Genomic DNA, 13,737 nt, shown 5'->3' with positions numbered 1-13,737 from the left:
AGGAAATGGATCTCCAAAAAATAACTGTTAATCGATTGGCAGAGCGAGCAACCATCAATCGAGTTACCTTTTATCTACATTATCGTGATATTCCAGATATGTTGGAAAAGATGGCAGACGATATGATTGAGGACATTTCAACGATTTTTAATAATGCACCAACGGACAAGACATCCTCTAAAGAGAGCGGTTGGGAAATAATTGAAAATTTACTTGAGCATATAGCTGAACACTCAAATTTTTATAAGAACATTCTGGCTTCTAAGAAAGTCCCAATCTTTAGAGACCGTCTATCAATGTTTTTAAGGGATAGGATAGTTACTAGGATAGATGAAAGTGAAAGATCATCGCGTATTATTACTGAAATTGTAAAAAAAGACATTTTGATATGGTATGAGACTTCAGCTTTAATAGGTACAATCATTTCTTGGCTTCAAAACGACATGCCGTATACTCCATCGTTTCTAGCCCAGCAATTTGCTTTACTTCACCATAGGGGGCTTAATAAAGAAAGTTAATCATTTACAAATTGAATATAAATGTATGATAAAGAATCCCTAATACAATCGTTGTTATTAGCTGATCTTTAACATTTCATTAACATTAGTGTGATATGATGGCACACCATATACGACGAAAATTTTTATGTTCATATATGAAAAAAGGATATTTTTAAATTGAAAGGTCTGATTATTTTATGGTAAATATACTTGTGGTGGAAGATGATGTAAAATTAAACCAAATTGTGTGCATATATTTAAATGATAACGGTTATCACGCGACTGGCTGTTTCAATCCTAGTGAAGCCTATGATTTAATGTACAATAGTTTATATGATTTAATTATTTCAGATATTATGATGCCAGGAATAGATGGGTTTGAGTTTGCCGAGACTGTTAGAAATATTAATCAGAAGATACCATTACTGTTTATGACAGCTCTTGACGATATTAAATCAAAACAAAAAGGGTTCCGAGCAGGAATAGATGATTATATGGTGAAACCCATAAATATGGATGAATTGTTAATGCGTGTGGGTGCACTTCTTCGACGTGCAGATATTGCTAATGAAAGAAAACTTGTTGTGGGAAGCCTTGTGATGAATGCTGATGAAATGACAGCAACAGTTGATGGCGAGGAAATTCCTGTTACCGTAAGAGAATTTAATATTCTTTATAAAATGTTATCTTATCCAAAGCATACCTTTTCACGTCCACAGTTGATGGATGAGTTTTGGGGGCTTGAAAGTAATACCAGCCTTAGAGCTGTGGACGTGTATATAACAAAGCTGCGGGATAAATTCTCCTCTTGTAAGGATTTTAAGATTGTGACGGTTCATGGCCTTGGTTACAAGTCGGTGCTGTCATGAGGAAAAAAAAACATAAAAAGAAGGAGAAGGATAGACGTATTAACACAACACGTTTCTCTTTCAGGCAATTTGTATGGACCTACTTTTTACTAACAGTTTTAACTGCCGGTCAGGCTATGATATATAGTTCCTATGTACATCCAGAAAAGGTACCTATGGGATATGTTTGGGGTATCTGTGGATATTGGGTAATTGTTACCCTGATTTTCTGCCTGGTAACGGCAAGGCAACGTTATCGTACCTATGGCAAGCCTATGCGGACACTAAGCGAAGCGGCAAAAAAAGTCGCAGAGGGTGATTATTCTGTCTGGATTCCGCCACATCGGAAAGATGGAAAAAAGGATTATGTTGAAGTTATGTTTGATGACTTCAACAAAATGGTAGAAGAATTGAGAAGCACAGAAATTTTGAAAAGTGATTTTATTGCTAATGTTTCTCATGAGATAAAAACACCTCTTTCTGTTATTCAGAGTTATGCCATGGCATTGCAGAAGAAAGATTTGACCCCTGAAATGAGAAAAGAATATACAGATACGATCAATACGGCATCTAAAAAGCTTACTTCACTGGTAACAAATATTCTGAAGCTTAATAAATTGGAAAATCAGGAAATCCATGTGTCAACTCAACCATATGATTTATGCAGACAGCTTTATGAATGTGCATTGTCCTTTGAAGAGCTGTGGGAAGAAAAAAATATTACATTTGAAGCAGATATTGAAGATCGTGCCATCATTTGTTTGGATGAAAGCATGTTAGAAATTGTATGGAACAATTTGCTTTCAAATGCAATCAAATTTACAGAGCCCGGCGGAACGATTAAGCTGACTCAGACCTCAGATCCTGATACGGTAACGGTAACGGTAGAAGATAGTGGTTGTGGTATGAGCGAAGAGACAATGAAGTATATTTTTGATAAATTTTATCAGGGTGATACTTCCCATTCGCAGGAAGGTAATGGTCTTGGGCTTGCTCTTACTTTGAAAGTAATAGAATCAGTCGGTGGCCGAATATCTGTTAAAAGCAATCCGGGATATAGCACAACATTTACAGTTGAGTTAAATACAAATACTAATGAGTGATTAAGTTATTTCTGTAGGCTAAGCAGCTTTAATTCCAGGTGAAAGGAATAGAGACTGTTTTCTTATCTTAGGAAACAAAATGGCTTGGCACATGTTTTTAAAAAATTAATTATTAATGACACACTTTGTAAAAGGATACTCTAAGTGCGCAGGGATGATCAGTTGTTATTCCGGTAATGAAAACTTCACAGCATACATCGAAAGTGGCCATTAAATGTTAGCATTTATATAGTATAAAAAAGAAAAAAGCAGTTTTAAATCCTAGGGAGCTAAGGATTTGAAGCTGCTTTTTTTGGTTGTTATAACGAATGGTTAATAAATTTTTATATCTATTTTAAGATTAACATTTTGCAAACAATTCTCTGACAACTCCTAAACATTTTCAAACAATAATATATACATCAAAAGTAAACAACCAGAAAGCACTGGAGTTGTATTGAATTTTTTCATTTGAAAGGAGAACACAATGATGGAAAACGAGAACAAATTTGTAGGTTATGAATATAGAGGTGTAACAGTAGAGCACGGAATGGAGTCTGTCTGGACGGACGGATATAAGAACTTTGGATGGAAGCTGGAAAAAAGTAATCCTACCATTGTAAAGCATATTTGGGGACCAATCAGGGTTATGATTGCACCACTTGCTATTTTTTCGGGAAGTCCTTTCTTAAAGATGGTGCATGATCATGAATCAGAGACCAAGGTAGATTTATTATTTAAGCGTGATAAGGATATCGAGAGAAAAGCTGAGATTAATCGGCTTCAGCATCAGTTTGAAAACAGTGCAAAAGAAATTACTCGTTTGGAAGAATCCAAAAATACAGTGGCCACAATTGCAGCATACGTAGGGGGGGCTATTGGAACAGCATTTATGGCGGGTTCAGTGTTCAGCTATCTTGCAGGAATGATGCAACTATCTGTAATTTTAGCAGTGCCTGGATTTGCCGGATGGATACTACCTTACTTGCTCTATAAAGCAGTTAAAAGAAAAAAAACGAAAAAAGTAGATCCGTTAATTGAAAAGCAGTATGACACGATTTATGAAACATGCAAGAAAGCTAATGTTCCAACTAAAGCTGATTATGCCTACTTAGAAAAACGAATTCAGGAATTGGAAAAATAGTTCCAGACTGTTAAACACAACTTTTCTAATAGAGCTAGACAGCATTGACTGATTGTCCAGCAATAAACAACTTACAAAAATATATCAATAAAGGAAGAGAGTTTAATGAAAAAATGTATCATTAATACAATAATACGCATCGTATTCGGGGCGATGTTTGTTGCCCATGGTTTAGCAGCTTTCCAAATGGGATTGGATAATTTTTCCGTATTTTTCCACCAACATGGGCTGCCTAGTGCGCTCGCCTATGTCGTTTCCTTCTTCGAGGTAATCGGCGGCGTGATGCTTATGGCAGGATGGTTCACTCGTACTATCTCCACCGCCTTCACTTTTATTCTAGCGGGAGCTATTCAACATGTGAAGTTGCCAATGGGATTATTAGGCGATGGGCACACGGCCGGTTTTGAGCTAGAGCTGGCTTATCAACTGATCGCTGTATACCTTACGGTGGTGGAGCCGAAAGAAATCTGGGGGATCGATCGGTTCTTCAAACGTTCGGTCTCCTCTCGGGAAGGACGATTGAAAACATCGAAGTAAGGAGGGGTAGAACAATAAAACTAAAAAAAATCTATCCTCAGCTAATAGAAAAATATTGTGATATTAGATAACTATTTTTATATCGACACTAGATAAAACGGATTTTTAAAAAATAATAAACAATAAACAAGGTGGTATTAAAATGATGAAAGCTGGTATTTATTATGGAAAAAATGATGTTCGTGTAGAAGAACTTCCTATCCCTACAGTGGGTTCCAAGGATGTATTAATCCGCAACCTACGTGGTGGTATTTGTGGTACAGATATAAACATTATCAAAGCAGGATCAGAAATGGGAATTCGTTTTGGAAAAGAATTTGGTCACGAACTATTTGGAGAAGTAGTAGAAGTGGGCACAGCCGTTAAAGATATAGAAGTGGGAATGCTTGTGGGTGTCAATCCTGTTACGGCTAAGCGTGCGGGACGCCGTTATTCATTAGAAATAGGAGGATTCTCACAATATGTTGTGATTGAAGATGCAGCGCTTCATTATAATTTGTATCTATTTGAAGAACATGTGTCACCAGAAGAAGCTGTACTAATGGAACCAATGAGTGTAGGTTTCCATGGGGCTTTCAGTACAAAGCCACAAGTAGGTGAAAATGTTGTAGTGCTAGGCGCAGGTCCTATTGGTTTATCAGCAGCGGCTAGTTTAATAGGTGAAGGGATAACCAATATAGTCGTGGTCGATATCGATGATTGGCGACTTGCAAAAGCTGAGCAACTTGGTGCGAAGACTGTGAACACCTCTAAGACTACACTAGCAGAAGGATTAACAACGCACTTTGGCACAGTCAATGTATACGACGTTAATGTTCCGAATGTCGATGCATTTGTTGATGCAGCAGGAGCACCTGTTTTATTTGAACAAGTGATGAAAATTGTAAAGCCTAAAGCGCGTATCGCCATTATCGCCGTGTATAAGCAAGAGGTGCCTGTTAGCCTTGTACAAATTATGAGTAAAGAAGTGCAAATCGTTGGTGCAAGCGAATATACAAATGAGGATATTTTGAAAGTCATCGATCACATTAATAAAAGGAAAACACCAATCTCAAAAATCGTAACACATGTATTTAGCCTAAGTGAGATTCAACAAGCATTTGATACCGCGATTGCGGCCAAGGAAACTATTAAGGTTATAGTAGATTTAACTGAATAGAAAGTTAAGAGAACAAGGAAATCGTCACATGAGATATGAAATCCATCGTCACACACGGTTTCCTGTGGGGAAACCTCCCAACAGCGATGGAAATGGCATCTGATGTCGAGCATTCCCTCACTGTGGTCATCCATTATTAAGAAAACACTAAATACAAATAGAGCCCTGAGTTAGACAAACGAGTTCGGTGTCACTTAAAGAAAAACAATGATTCTTGGAGAGGCGATGAGACATATGTAAAAGTCAAAGGGAAATGGATGTACCTGTATCGTGCCGTGGATTCTGAAGGAAATACCATTGATTTTTATCTGAGTAAGAATAGAAATGCCAAATCAGCCAAGCGCTTCTTGAAGAAAGCCTTGGCTTCCTGTCATTCTGCAACACCTCGAGTGATTACAGTCGATAAGAACCCAGCATATCCTGTAGCTATCAAAACATTACATGAAGAAAAAAGCATACCAGTAGGCGTGAAATTGAGGCAAATTCGGTATCTAAATAACATCGTGGAACAGGATCACCGCTTTATCAAGAAATGCATACGTACTATGTTAAGTTTAAAGTCCTTTCGGACTGCCAAATGGATTCTTGCTGGGATTGAAGCCATGCACATGATGAAAAAAGGACAAACCTCCCAAGGGGAGAAGTCTGTCCAAAATCAAGTGAACCTCATTCATCAACTATTCGGTATTCCAGCATAAAATAGATTCCACTAGGAAACGTTTCGCCTCTGTATATCCTCCCAAGTATTTGCACCAGAACCCAAATTAGTTTGATTGGCATAAGCCTATTCATGTATTAATAAAATAGTTTTGTCTGAAGAATGTCTAGCGCACGGTCGATTTCCTCTAAATCTTCCTTTGAAGTATTTGGTATTCGGTTTAGAAAACGAGCTTGTATACACGCAAAAGCTTCGTTCATCATAGTTTCTCCATTTTTAGAAAGACGAATGTATTGTTTACGTCTATCTTCATTATCATGTATCTTTTCAATTAAATTTTTTTCACTTAACTTTTTCAACTCACGACTCGTGTTTGGCATAGATATATGCTGACAATCACTAATTTCACTAATAGTGACGGGTTGATTGACAGCTATATGCTTAAGAATATTATATTGAACTTGCGTAATTGAATCTGATTTAGTGTTTTGTGTTAGTTCGTGTGTCACACGGTGGACTGAATTTGTAAAAGACACACATTTTAAAAAAAGAGCTGTTTTGTCCATATATCTCACCTCTTACTGAGAAGATAACAAATTTGTTATCAAAATACAATTATCATTTGACAACAAAAAGGAAAGAATGTTACGGTTTAGTTGTCAAATGATAACTAAAAGAGGTGGCCTATGAAAATCTTAGTTATTTACACACATCCTGATCACAAAAGTTTATGTTACGCTTTTTTACAAAAGGTCATTAAAGGAAGCAATGAAAATCCAAATGTAAAGGAGTTACAAGTTTTAGATTTGTACGAAGAAAACTTTAATCCAATTTTGGTATTTAACGAGCATAAACGAAGACGTGATATGTATCGTGATCCTCATCTTGAAAGATATAGAGAGCAACTTACATGGGCTGATAAGATTGTTCTTGTCTATCCAATTTGGTGGGGAAGGCCCCCGGCAATGCTGTTAGGGTACATTGATCAATTATTTGCAGCGAATTTTGCATACAGGGATAAGAAGGGGCTTCTGCCAGAGGGATTACTAAAAGGAAAGTCTGTTGTATGTGTATCGACGATGAAGGGACCTACGAAATATCCACTTCTCTGGTTAAATAATGCACACAAAGTATTGATGAAAAGAGCCTTATTTGGTTTTGTAGGAATTAAAAAAGTGAAGTTTTTTGAATTTGGCAATATGGAAAGTCCAAAGGGAAAACAAAAAGAAAAATTGGAAAAGGTTTATCGTTATTTTAAAGAGGTAAATCGTTAAGACGAAGCAGTGTTTTATACGTATATAACCGAACTCGTGTTGACTTGTTGAATGGTTAACAGACAGAGGAATTTTGACATATGGTGGGGCCTACTGCATAGCATCAATGAAAAGAACAAACTACTCCAAAACGATACAAATGAAAAATTTGCATAAAATTTTCGTTTTAGGGGCAGCGTGATTTCGTAACTCGAGGGGGCATGGGGATATCCTGTATTCTTAGCTTGATGGGCATGGGGTCACTATATCATTTCGAGAAAATTGTACGCTAAGGAGTTTATAAAGGTAATTAGAATTTAATAAACGTTTATAAATGTTTTCAATCATATTTATAAACTTGATTTTTCTTGGTTTTATAGTTATATCATCAATATCCTTAAAGGTACACCTTTGTAAACGACACAATCAAATGACCATGATGTGGTTTTGAAATAAAGTTGCACTGGAAATTTCCTTTTTGAACATTTATTTCTTGCATCTTCCACAATCGGGTCATATTGTTAATAGACCTTAAAGAAAGATGTCCCGAAAACAAAGATATTTACGAATGTCCTATTATCGAAACTTTGATGGATTCAGAAAAGAAAGCAGAAGAATATTTATAAAAATAATAAATTGTAAAGGTGGAAGAATGATGGAAGATTGTTGTAGTAACCTTAAAGGAATAAAAATTGAAAATAATGGTTATTGTCCATCATGTAAAAATAAAGCTAAGAATGTAAAGTTGATTACACTAAAATCATTGCTTAAACCATCTGCATTAGAAACATTAAATGTTAAAGAAAATCACTATTTTTGTTCAAACGAAGATTGTGATGTAGTCTATTTTGATACGAATAATAAAAAGTACTTTGTATCTGACATAAAGGTAGCTGTACATCAAAAAGATGACTCAGCAACTACACCAATTTGTTATTGTTTTGATTGGACAAAAGAAAAAATTAAACAATATGTGGAAAATGGACTTACTCCTAATCCAGTAGAGCATATTCGCGAAAACATAAAAGAAAACCGATGTGGTTGTGAAGTAAACAATCCACAAGGTAGTTGTTGTTTAGGCAATGTTACAACTTATATTAGAAAAATGTCATAAGGAGCCTAAATGTTGCTTTTCTTCACCAAAATAAATTAATATTCTTCCGCAATCGGGCGCGTTTCTGTAATAAGAACAGCGTTTTTTTTATGAATTGGGCCAGATTGTTGAGGAACGTTTTCAATACAATTGGATATTTTTGTTGAAATGCAGCATCAAGATTGTGAAGATTTTCACTTCAACAAACGGGCAGTTTAGTTTAATAAGGTGAAAAGAGTAAAGAATTAAATTAGAATATATCAAAACGAAGAAGCCGTTGCAGAGCAATCAAGCGTAGTGGCATCCCAAGAGAGGGAATATTCGTGACTACTAAACTTTGGATTCAGGATTCCGGTTATGAGAAGACTAAGAAAGCATTTGCAAAATCACTGGAAAGACGGCAATTGGATTATTTGGGCTTGGCATTTTACAACAAGTATTCCTGATTATTTAGCTCATTTCGGATTGAAAATAGATAGGGTACAGAATGCAGAAAACGTCCCAACTTCAGCAAAAGAAATTACGGAAACATTTAAGAATATAAGTTTTTATGCATCCAAAGTTATCGAAGAACAATTGACAGATGAATCTCTAAAGCAAGTACAAGAAGCGTTTGGAAGGCAGGAATCAAATGCTACAATCCTAATGGGATTGATTAAGCACATTGTTCATCATCGTGGACAAGTTACAGTTCTTATGCGTCAAGCAGGAATAAAACCGTTTGGGGTTTATGGACCACCAAAAGAAGATTGGATTCATTTAGGAGTGGAAAATCCACCACTTTAATAATATGGCGACGGGAATCGATAGTGAAATAAATAAAAACCCGATCTTCTTGAATTAGACCAAGGAATCGGGTTTTTTAGGGGTAGCGTCACACATCCATCAAGCTAATATTTTGAAGTACCACCTAAACGAAAATTTTACTTTTCTACAGTTAGTTATTTGTAAGATTTCATTTCATTTTTTCGTTTTTGGGAACAACGAATTTCTTAACTTGATAGCGATGGGGTAGCGCCCCAGTAAAAGCAAACAAAACAAAAAAGAGGCTCTACGCCCTCATATTGGACATAGTAATCTCTTCTCATTATAGTATGTTTAATCTATAGCCTCTTTTTATTTATTTCTTTCTGTTCTTTATGGTCAGCCTTCACTAATTTAACAGAATGCGGGTTTATCGTAAGTCTTCCTCTAATATCTGATTGGTATGTTAATTCAGATGGATTAATATTGTATGTGTAAGTATCTGTTGCTACTTCTTTCTTCTCACCATCTACTATGATACCTACTTTGTTATAACGGATTTTCAAAACATGTGTATAGCGATTTGTTGAAGTATTTGCTTTTACTCTCTGTAACCACATTTGACTACTTTCTTCATTCGGATAATCAAATTTTAATTCTCTGCCATGATATTTTTTTAAATAGTAACTTACTTCATCGCGACGAGCCTCTTCGGGCAACGCAAGCATAATAAAATCCTTCAAAACCTTATCTTTTACCTCAACAAAATCCGTTGGTATCTCCTGAGCCTGAATCGGTTTATTGCTCAATGAAAATACCATAACAAATACAGACAACGTCAAAAACACTTTAACCAGCAATTTTCTCATTGATATCACCTCATATTTAGTGTGCTCTAAGAGAAAATCGAATATGTAAAATATACAGGATTCTATACAAATTTTCGGCGTAATGGGAGAAATTCAATAGCTAAAAAACCTGCACCACTGTAGTAATGTATAGAATCTTGTATATTTCATAATGTCCAAGAATCAGAGAAACCCTTGGTACAAAAGGATTTTTAGATTGAAACAACTACCGATAATGAGATGTTATGTAAACTTCACATGTATACGATATACATTGTTAAATTACTGATGAATGTATATATTTTAAAATAAAATATTAAGGAGAGAACTAAATATGTCTAATGAAGGTTTACTGTTTGTAGCGAGAGTGGCAACTGATAAGGATTTTAAAGGTATATCAAAATTAAAAGAACAAGTTCAACAGCTACATGTAGAAGGAAGGCCAGATTTATATGCCAATACTTCAGCCTCTTTGGATCGAAATACATACGAAACATGGCTTAACGATACAACCATAGAGGTATTTGTAGTGGAGGGCAATAATAAAGAGATTCTTGCATACATGATTTTAGATATCAAAGAACCATCCAATAATCCAATATTACTTGAGCGAAAAGTCCTCTTTATCCGCAATATTGGTGTAAGTGAAGTATGTCAAGGAACAGGAATAGGAAAAGCATTAGTTCAAAAAGCATTTGAGTATACCAAGGAAATACAAGCAACAAGTGTAGAATTAAATGTTTTAGAGTTTAACGAGAAAGCTATACGGTTCTACGAAAAACTTGGTTTTAAAACTAAGAGTCGACAAATGGAATGTGTATTGCCTAATGCTTAAAACTACTTCCGATAGCGTATGTTATGTAAACTAAACATGTATAGAGTATACAAAAAAATAAAAACGCTGATTTATTATCATCAGCGTTTTCTTCTCATACAAGAGGTTTTTGAATTAAGGTAGTGAATTCAAGGTTATGGACATGTTCGTCGTCTAATGTAGTAGTTCCTTTGACAAAGTGTACATGTTTGCCATCTCCAATAGGGATAGCAGGACCTGTTTCTATTGCGACCTCATGATGATGATCCAAAAAGTCAGTATTAACGAATATTACATGTACATGACTATTTCCTTTCGGGATTACTTCACTTGTAACTCCAGCAAAACGATGATTATGCCTATCGTCTCCTTCTTCTGCCAATTTAGTACTAGCTTCAAATTCATGAACATGTGTCTGAACTCTTTGATTTGATGGTTCTCTACTCATAAAGGCGATTCCTCCTTTTATATAAGATTATGGTACATATTCATATTATTAAAATTAGTAAAAATATATACTATAAAAATCCCTTCAGACCTTATTCTGAAGGGATTTTTATAGTATTTTAGATAGATTGACTACCGATAACACTGATTATGTGAACAAGAAAGCTTGTCAGAGCAGGATCTGACGAACTCTTTTTTATAAAGTGTTAGATACATTGACTACCGATAATGATATGTTATGTAAACCTGACATGAATATCCTATACATCCAAAAATGTACAATAAATCGCCTCTTCTGGATGATACAATAAAAGGAAGGAGGAGATAGAATGAGAAATGTCGTGATTCCACTCGTAGCATATTTGATTGTATGTATAGGTACGGTCTTGTCCACAGCATCTCAGGGCTATAACACGATAGGTTGGAAATTATTTGTCGGACAAATTTATGCGATTCCAACCTTAATTATCGTTGCCTTGGTCACATTTTATTCGAGCAAAAAATCCGTACGTAAGTAAAAAAGCGAACCTATTAAAATGATTCCCTCTCCAGAACAGGAGGGGTTTGCTGTTTTTAAATGTATTTGAAGTGTGGTTATCGTAACATCCCTAAAAGGAGTTGAAATAATGGTGCAATTATTAATAAGTCCAATGTTTTTAGCTATGATTCTTTTTCCAGTCCTTACAATAGTTTTAAGCGTAATAGCTTATTTGAAACTAAAAAAAATATTTATTATGCCTATTATCACCTTTATACTCTCTATATTGTTTATGATTGTAGTTGCAAATGAAACTTTCTTTGCCTGGGTTATTATATATACAGTCTTATCTTTATTAGTTGGGATTCTGCTTAAATACACGAATAAAACATCTCGACAATCTTAATAGTTTCGACTTCCGCTTTCGCGAATTATGTTAACTAGATCTAATTTTATTGTTATATAAACACTAGAGTCTATGGAGGAATCTGAATTGAAAATTAGTAAAGAAAATGCTGAACATTACATATGGGGAGGCAAATGTGATGGATGGCATCTGGTTAAACAGGATGACTTAAGTGTTATTCATGAACGTATGCCTTCTGGAACTTTAGAAGTACGTCATTTTCATAAGAAATCTCGTCAATTATTCTTTGTATTATCTGGTATTGCCACATTAGAGATTGATGGAAAAATAGAAGTAATAAAAGCATTTGAAGGTGTTGAAGTACCTCCAAATACCCCTTATCAAATGATGAATCAATCTGATCAAGATGTTGAATTTCTTGTTATTTCTCAACCAACCAGCAAAGGAGACAGAATGTTACTATAACTACCGATAACACTGATTATGTAAAGAAGGTATAAAATAAGCGGTTTTGAACATCTTAAACGAAGAGGATCACAGGCGCGCCCCTCTTCACAAGGACAAAAAGGTTTCGTTACCCCTTACTCCCGAAGCCTTTTTGTCATGTTTAAAGTGTCCATAAAAGTGCATGAATTCCCGCGAACGTATGTAAATGTCTACCTTTTGACATACTAAAAGGATCTAGGTGTAGCAAGCATGTTAAAACTTTTTATGTAATAAAAAAGGCACTTTTTAAGTATCATTTTTATTTTTTAAATGAAAATTCTGGATAATTATAGTAAAATATGTATTGGGATGGGAGTCTCATAAATACATATTGGTGGTTCAAGTCAAAGTAAGGCACTCAATATGAGTGCTTTTACTTTTTGTTGAAAACGTGGTTAGAAGGGAACACACAGCATGAATGTTATTGATTTAAACGCAGAAAGACAGCGAAGACAAAAAGAAAAACAAATGATTACTATTCCAATTATAGAAAGAATCTACGAAGAAGATGGAGAAATTAAATTCGTAATATCAGGAGAACAAGATGTTCCCTTAGCTTAGTTAGATAAATAAGAATCAGAAACAATCTATAAGTATATACATCCAAAATAAAGAAGGGACATATTTAAATCGTTTCCATATAAATGTGTAGCTCTTGGCATAGTAACAATTGAAACAATAGGAGTATAGTTCTGAGATGTCCAAAACTCAAGTTGGGTTTATATAGAATAAGTATTTTAAATGGATATTTAAAAAAGGGGATTTGAGATTATGAGATATTAATAGTAAGTATTGTTCAATTGGGAAAAGGAGTTTATTATTATGCAGAAACATGTTAGTTATAGCAAGAAAGTCTCATTTAAAATAACAGTCATTTATATTTTATCGAGTATTATTTGGATTTCTATAACGGATTGGATATTATCGAAGTTTAATACATGTGATGTTGTTTGGATAAATATTGGAAAAGGAGTTTTTTTTGTTATTGTAACAGGATTTTTATTATATAAGTTAGTTCAAAGAAATGTTAAAAGCATCGAAGATCGTGAGCAACAGTTAAATAGTCTTATTGAAAATAATACAGATGCAATCATTCATTTAGATTTACATGGTCATGTTATATCTGTTAATGAAGCAACCGAGAGAATAACAGGATATGGTAAAGAAGAGCTAACAAAAAAATCTTTTAAGGACCTTGTAGCCAAAGAAGATTTAGATAAAGTTCTAAAACACTTTGTAGAAATAGGAAAAGGGAAGTCCTCCATGATAGAGAGCAGGA

18 protein-coding genes and 3 pseudogenes are annotated in these 13,737 nt (G+C 34.8%); 18 read left to right on the top strand and 3 right to left on the bottom strand.

The genetic code is table 11. The features are described from left to right. From H540_RS0118820 to H540_RS0118790, 7 genes and pseudogenes are all read left to right on the top strand, one after another. Positions 1-518: TetR/AcrR family transcriptional regulator (locus tag H540_RS0118820; protein ID WP_028401954.1), on the top strand; the 518-nt coding region annotated here is incomplete at its 5' end. Positions 519-697: 179 nt separating this feature from the next. Continuing rightward, entirely contained in the window at positions 698-1,369 is a 672-nt protein-coding gene (locus tag H540_RS0118815) for a response regulator transcription factor (protein WP_028401953.1), read from the top strand. Then, a complete protein-coding gene (locus H540_RS0118810) occupies positions 1,366-2,451 on the top strand; it encodes a HAMP domain-containing sensor histidine kinase (RefSeq protein WP_028401952.1) in 1,086 nt (361 codons plus the stop codon). Before H540_RS0118815 ends, H540_RS0118810 begins: the two co-directional genes overlap by 4 nt. A gap of 466 nt (positions 2,452-2,917) precedes the next feature. Beyond that, a complete protein-coding gene (locus H540_RS30240; protein WP_051317186.1) occupies positions 2,918-3,574 on the top strand; it encodes a hypothetical protein in 657 nt (218 codons plus the stop codon). A gap of 105 nt (positions 3,575-3,679) precedes the next feature. Then, positions 3,680-4,111 carry a DoxX family protein gene (locus H540_RS0118800; RefSeq protein WP_028401951.1) on the top strand — a complete coding sequence of 144 codons (432 nt, stop codon included), beginning with the start codon at positions 3,680-3,682 and terminating at the stop codon, positions 4,109-4,111. A gap of 142 nt (positions 4,112-4,253) precedes the next feature. Next, entirely contained in the window at positions 4,254-5,270 is a 1,017-nt protein-coding gene (locus H540_RS0118795; RefSeq protein ID WP_245592289.1) for a zinc-dependent alcohol dehydrogenase, read from the top strand. A gap of 164 nt (positions 5,271-5,434) precedes the next feature. Continuing rightward, positions 5,435-5,968: pseudogene (locus H540_RS0118790) on the top strand (IS6 family transposase); the annotation flags it as partial. 97 nt (positions 5,969-6,065) lie between these two features. On the opposite strand, the gene H540_RS0118785 reads toward H540_RS0118790, so the two are convergent. Continuing rightward, on the bottom strand, positions 6,066-6,494 hold the full coding sequence (locus H540_RS0118785; protein WP_028401948.1) for a MarR family winged helix-turn-helix transcriptional regulator: 429 nt from the start codon (positions 6,492-6,494) through the stop codon (positions 6,066-6,068). Between the two features lie 120 nt (positions 6,495-6,614). Between H540_RS0118785 and H540_RS0118780 the strand changes: the two genes are divergently transcribed. The 5 genes and pseudogenes from H540_RS0118780 (at position 6,615) to H540_RS30235 (ending at position 9,060) form a co-directional block, all read left to right on the top strand. Beyond that, positions 6,615-7,202 (top strand): NAD(P)H-dependent oxidoreductase, encoded by a 588-nt coding sequence (locus H540_RS0118780; protein WP_028401947.1) that lies wholly within the window; start codon positions 6,615-6,617, stop codon positions 7,200-7,202. Positions 7,203-7,699: 497 nt separating this feature from the next. Next, a pseudogene (locus H540_RS33380) lies at positions 7,700-7,807 on the top strand (Hg(II)-responsive transcriptional regulator); the annotation flags it as partial. 29 nt (positions 7,808-7,836) lie between these two features. After that, positions 7,837-8,295 carry a putative iron-sulfur cluster-binding metallochaperone gene (locus H540_RS0118775; protein WP_028401946.1) on the top strand — a complete coding sequence of 153 codons (459 nt, stop codon included), beginning with the start codon at positions 7,837-7,839 and terminating at the stop codon, positions 8,293-8,295. A gap of 237 nt (positions 8,296-8,532) precedes the next feature. Continuing rightward, positions 8,533-8,696: pseudogene (locus H540_RS34775) on the top strand (aldo/keto reductase); the annotation flags it as partial. Further along, on the top strand, positions 8,632-9,060 hold the full coding sequence (locus H540_RS30235; RefSeq protein ID WP_081415198.1) for a DinB family protein: 429 nt from the start codon (positions 8,632-8,634) through the stop codon (positions 9,058-9,060). The pseudogene H540_RS34775 and the gene H540_RS30235, both read left to right, overlap by 65 nt. A 317-nt stretch (positions 9,061-9,377) precedes the next feature. Here H540_RS30235 and H540_RS0118765 read toward each other — a convergent pair whose 3' ends face one another. Continuing rightward, entirely contained in the window at positions 9,378-9,887 is a 510-nt protein-coding gene (locus tag H540_RS0118765; protein ID WP_028401945.1) for a hypothetical protein, read from the bottom strand. A gap of 313 nt (positions 9,888-10,200) precedes the next feature. Between H540_RS0118765 and H540_RS0118760 the strand changes: the two genes are divergently transcribed. Further along, a complete protein-coding gene (locus H540_RS0118760) occupies positions 10,201-10,701 on the top strand; it encodes a GNAT family N-acetyltransferase (protein ID WP_028401944.1) in 501 nt (166 codons plus the stop codon). 94 nt (positions 10,702-10,795) lie between these two features. On the opposite strand, the gene H540_RS0118755 is transcribed toward H540_RS0118760, so the two are convergent. Next, positions 10,796-11,128 (bottom strand): YmaF family protein, encoded by a 333-nt coding sequence (locus H540_RS0118755; RefSeq protein ID WP_028401943.1) that lies wholly within the window; start codon positions 11,126-11,128, stop codon positions 10,796-10,798. A gap of 328 nt (positions 11,129-11,456) precedes the next feature. Here H540_RS0118755 and H540_RS0118750 point away from each other — a divergent pair, with 328 nt between their 5' ends. The 5 genes from H540_RS0118750 to H540_RS30230 form a co-directional block, all read left to right on the top strand. Further along, complete coding sequence (locus H540_RS0118750; RefSeq protein ID WP_028401942.1) at positions 11,457-11,645, top strand: DUF4017 family protein; 189 nt, start codon at positions 11,457-11,459, stop codon at positions 11,643-11,645. 108 nt (positions 11,646-11,753) lie between these two features. Next, positions 11,754-12,011, top strand: coding sequence for a DUF2651 family protein (locus tag H540_RS0118745; RefSeq protein ID WP_051317184.1), 258 nt, complete (start codon positions 11,754-11,756; stop codon positions 12,009-12,011). Between the two features lie 87 nt (positions 12,012-12,098). Continuing rightward, positions 12,099-12,437: a cupin domain-containing protein gene (locus H540_RS0118740; RefSeq protein WP_028401940.1), complete on the top strand. Its 339-nt coding sequence runs from the start codon at positions 12,099-12,101 to the stop codon at positions 12,435-12,437. 435 nt (positions 12,438-12,872) lie between these two features. Beyond that, positions 12,873-13,019 (top strand): hypothetical protein, encoded by a 147-nt coding sequence (locus tag H540_RS34085; RefSeq protein ID WP_028401939.1) that lies wholly within the window; start codon positions 12,873-12,875, stop codon positions 13,017-13,019. A 261-nt stretch (positions 13,020-13,280) separates the two neighbouring features. Next, positions 13,281-13,737, top strand: a 457-nt coding sequence (locus H540_RS30230) for a PAS domain S-box protein (protein WP_034671407.1), incomplete at its 3' end; no start/stop codon positions are given.

It is taken from the genome of Ectobacillus panaciterrae DSM 19096 (assembly GCF_000430785.1).
Classification (GTDB): Bacteria; Bacillota; Bacilli; order Bacillales; family Bacillaceae_G; genus Ectobacillus; species Ectobacillus panaciterrae.
Note: the sequence above shows the minus strand (reverse complement) of the source record. Positions and strands in the feature narration are given on the sequence as shown.

What these genes read in the sequence shown, in the direction of transcription:
- H540_RS30240 (WP_051317186.1), top strand. Translation starts at nt 2,918, where the DNA reads ATGATGGAAAACGAGAACAAATTTGTAGGTTATGAATATAGAGGTGTA.
- H540_RS30235 (WP_081415198.1), top strand. Translation starts at nt 8,632, where the DNA reads ATGAGAAGACTAAGAAAGCATTTGCAAAATCACTGGAAAGACGGCAAT.
- H540_RS0118785 (WP_028401948.1), bottom strand. Translation starts at nt 6,494, where the DNA reads ATGGACAAAACAGCTCTTTTTTTAAAATGTGTGTCTTTTACAAATTCA.
- H540_RS0118815 (WP_028401953.1), top strand. Translation starts at nt 698, where the DNA reads ATGGTAAATATACTTGTGGTGGAAGATGATGTAAAATTAAACCAAATT.
- H540_RS0118810 (WP_028401952.1), top strand. Translation starts at nt 1,366, where the DNA reads ATGAGGAAAAAAAAACATAAAAAGAAGGAGAAGGATAGACGTATTAAC.
- H540_RS0118800 (WP_028401951.1), top strand. Translation starts at nt 3,680, where the DNA reads ATGAAAAAATGTATCATTAATACAATAATACGCATCGTATTCGGGGCG.
- H540_RS0118755 (WP_028401943.1), bottom strand. Translation starts at nt 11,128, where the DNA reads ATGAGTAGAGAACCATCAAATCAAAGAGTTCAGACACATGTTCATGAA.
- H540_RS0118795 (WP_245592289.1), top strand. Translation starts at nt 4,254, where the DNA reads ATGATGAAAGCTGGTATTTATTATGGAAAAAATGATGTTCGTGTAGAA.
- H540_RS0118765 (WP_028401945.1), bottom strand. Translation starts at nt 9,887, where the DNA reads ATGAGAAAATTGCTGGTTAAAGTGTTTTTGACGTTGTCTGTATTTGTT.
- H540_RS0118780 (WP_028401947.1), top strand. Translation starts at nt 6,615, where the DNA reads ATGAAAATCTTAGTTATTTACACACATCCTGATCACAAAAGTTTATGT.
- H540_RS0118760 (WP_028401944.1), top strand. Translation starts at nt 10,201, where the DNA reads ATGTCTAATGAAGGTTTACTGTTTGTAGCGAGAGTGGCAACTGATAAG.
- H540_RS0118750 (WP_028401942.1), top strand. Translation starts at nt 11,457, where the DNA reads ATGAGAAATGTCGTGATTCCACTCGTAGCATATTTGATTGTATGTATA.
- H540_RS34085 (WP_028401939.1), top strand. Translation starts at nt 12,873, where the DNA reads ATGAATGTTATTGATTTAAACGCAGAAAGACAGCGAAGACAAAAAGAA.
- H540_RS0118775 (WP_028401946.1), top strand. Translation starts at nt 7,837, where the DNA reads ATGGAAGATTGTTGTAGTAACCTTAAAGGAATAAAAATTGAAAATAAT.
- H540_RS0118745 (WP_051317184.1), top strand. Translation starts at nt 11,754, where the DNA reads ATGGTGCAATTATTAATAAGTCCAATGTTTTTAGCTATGATTCTTTTT.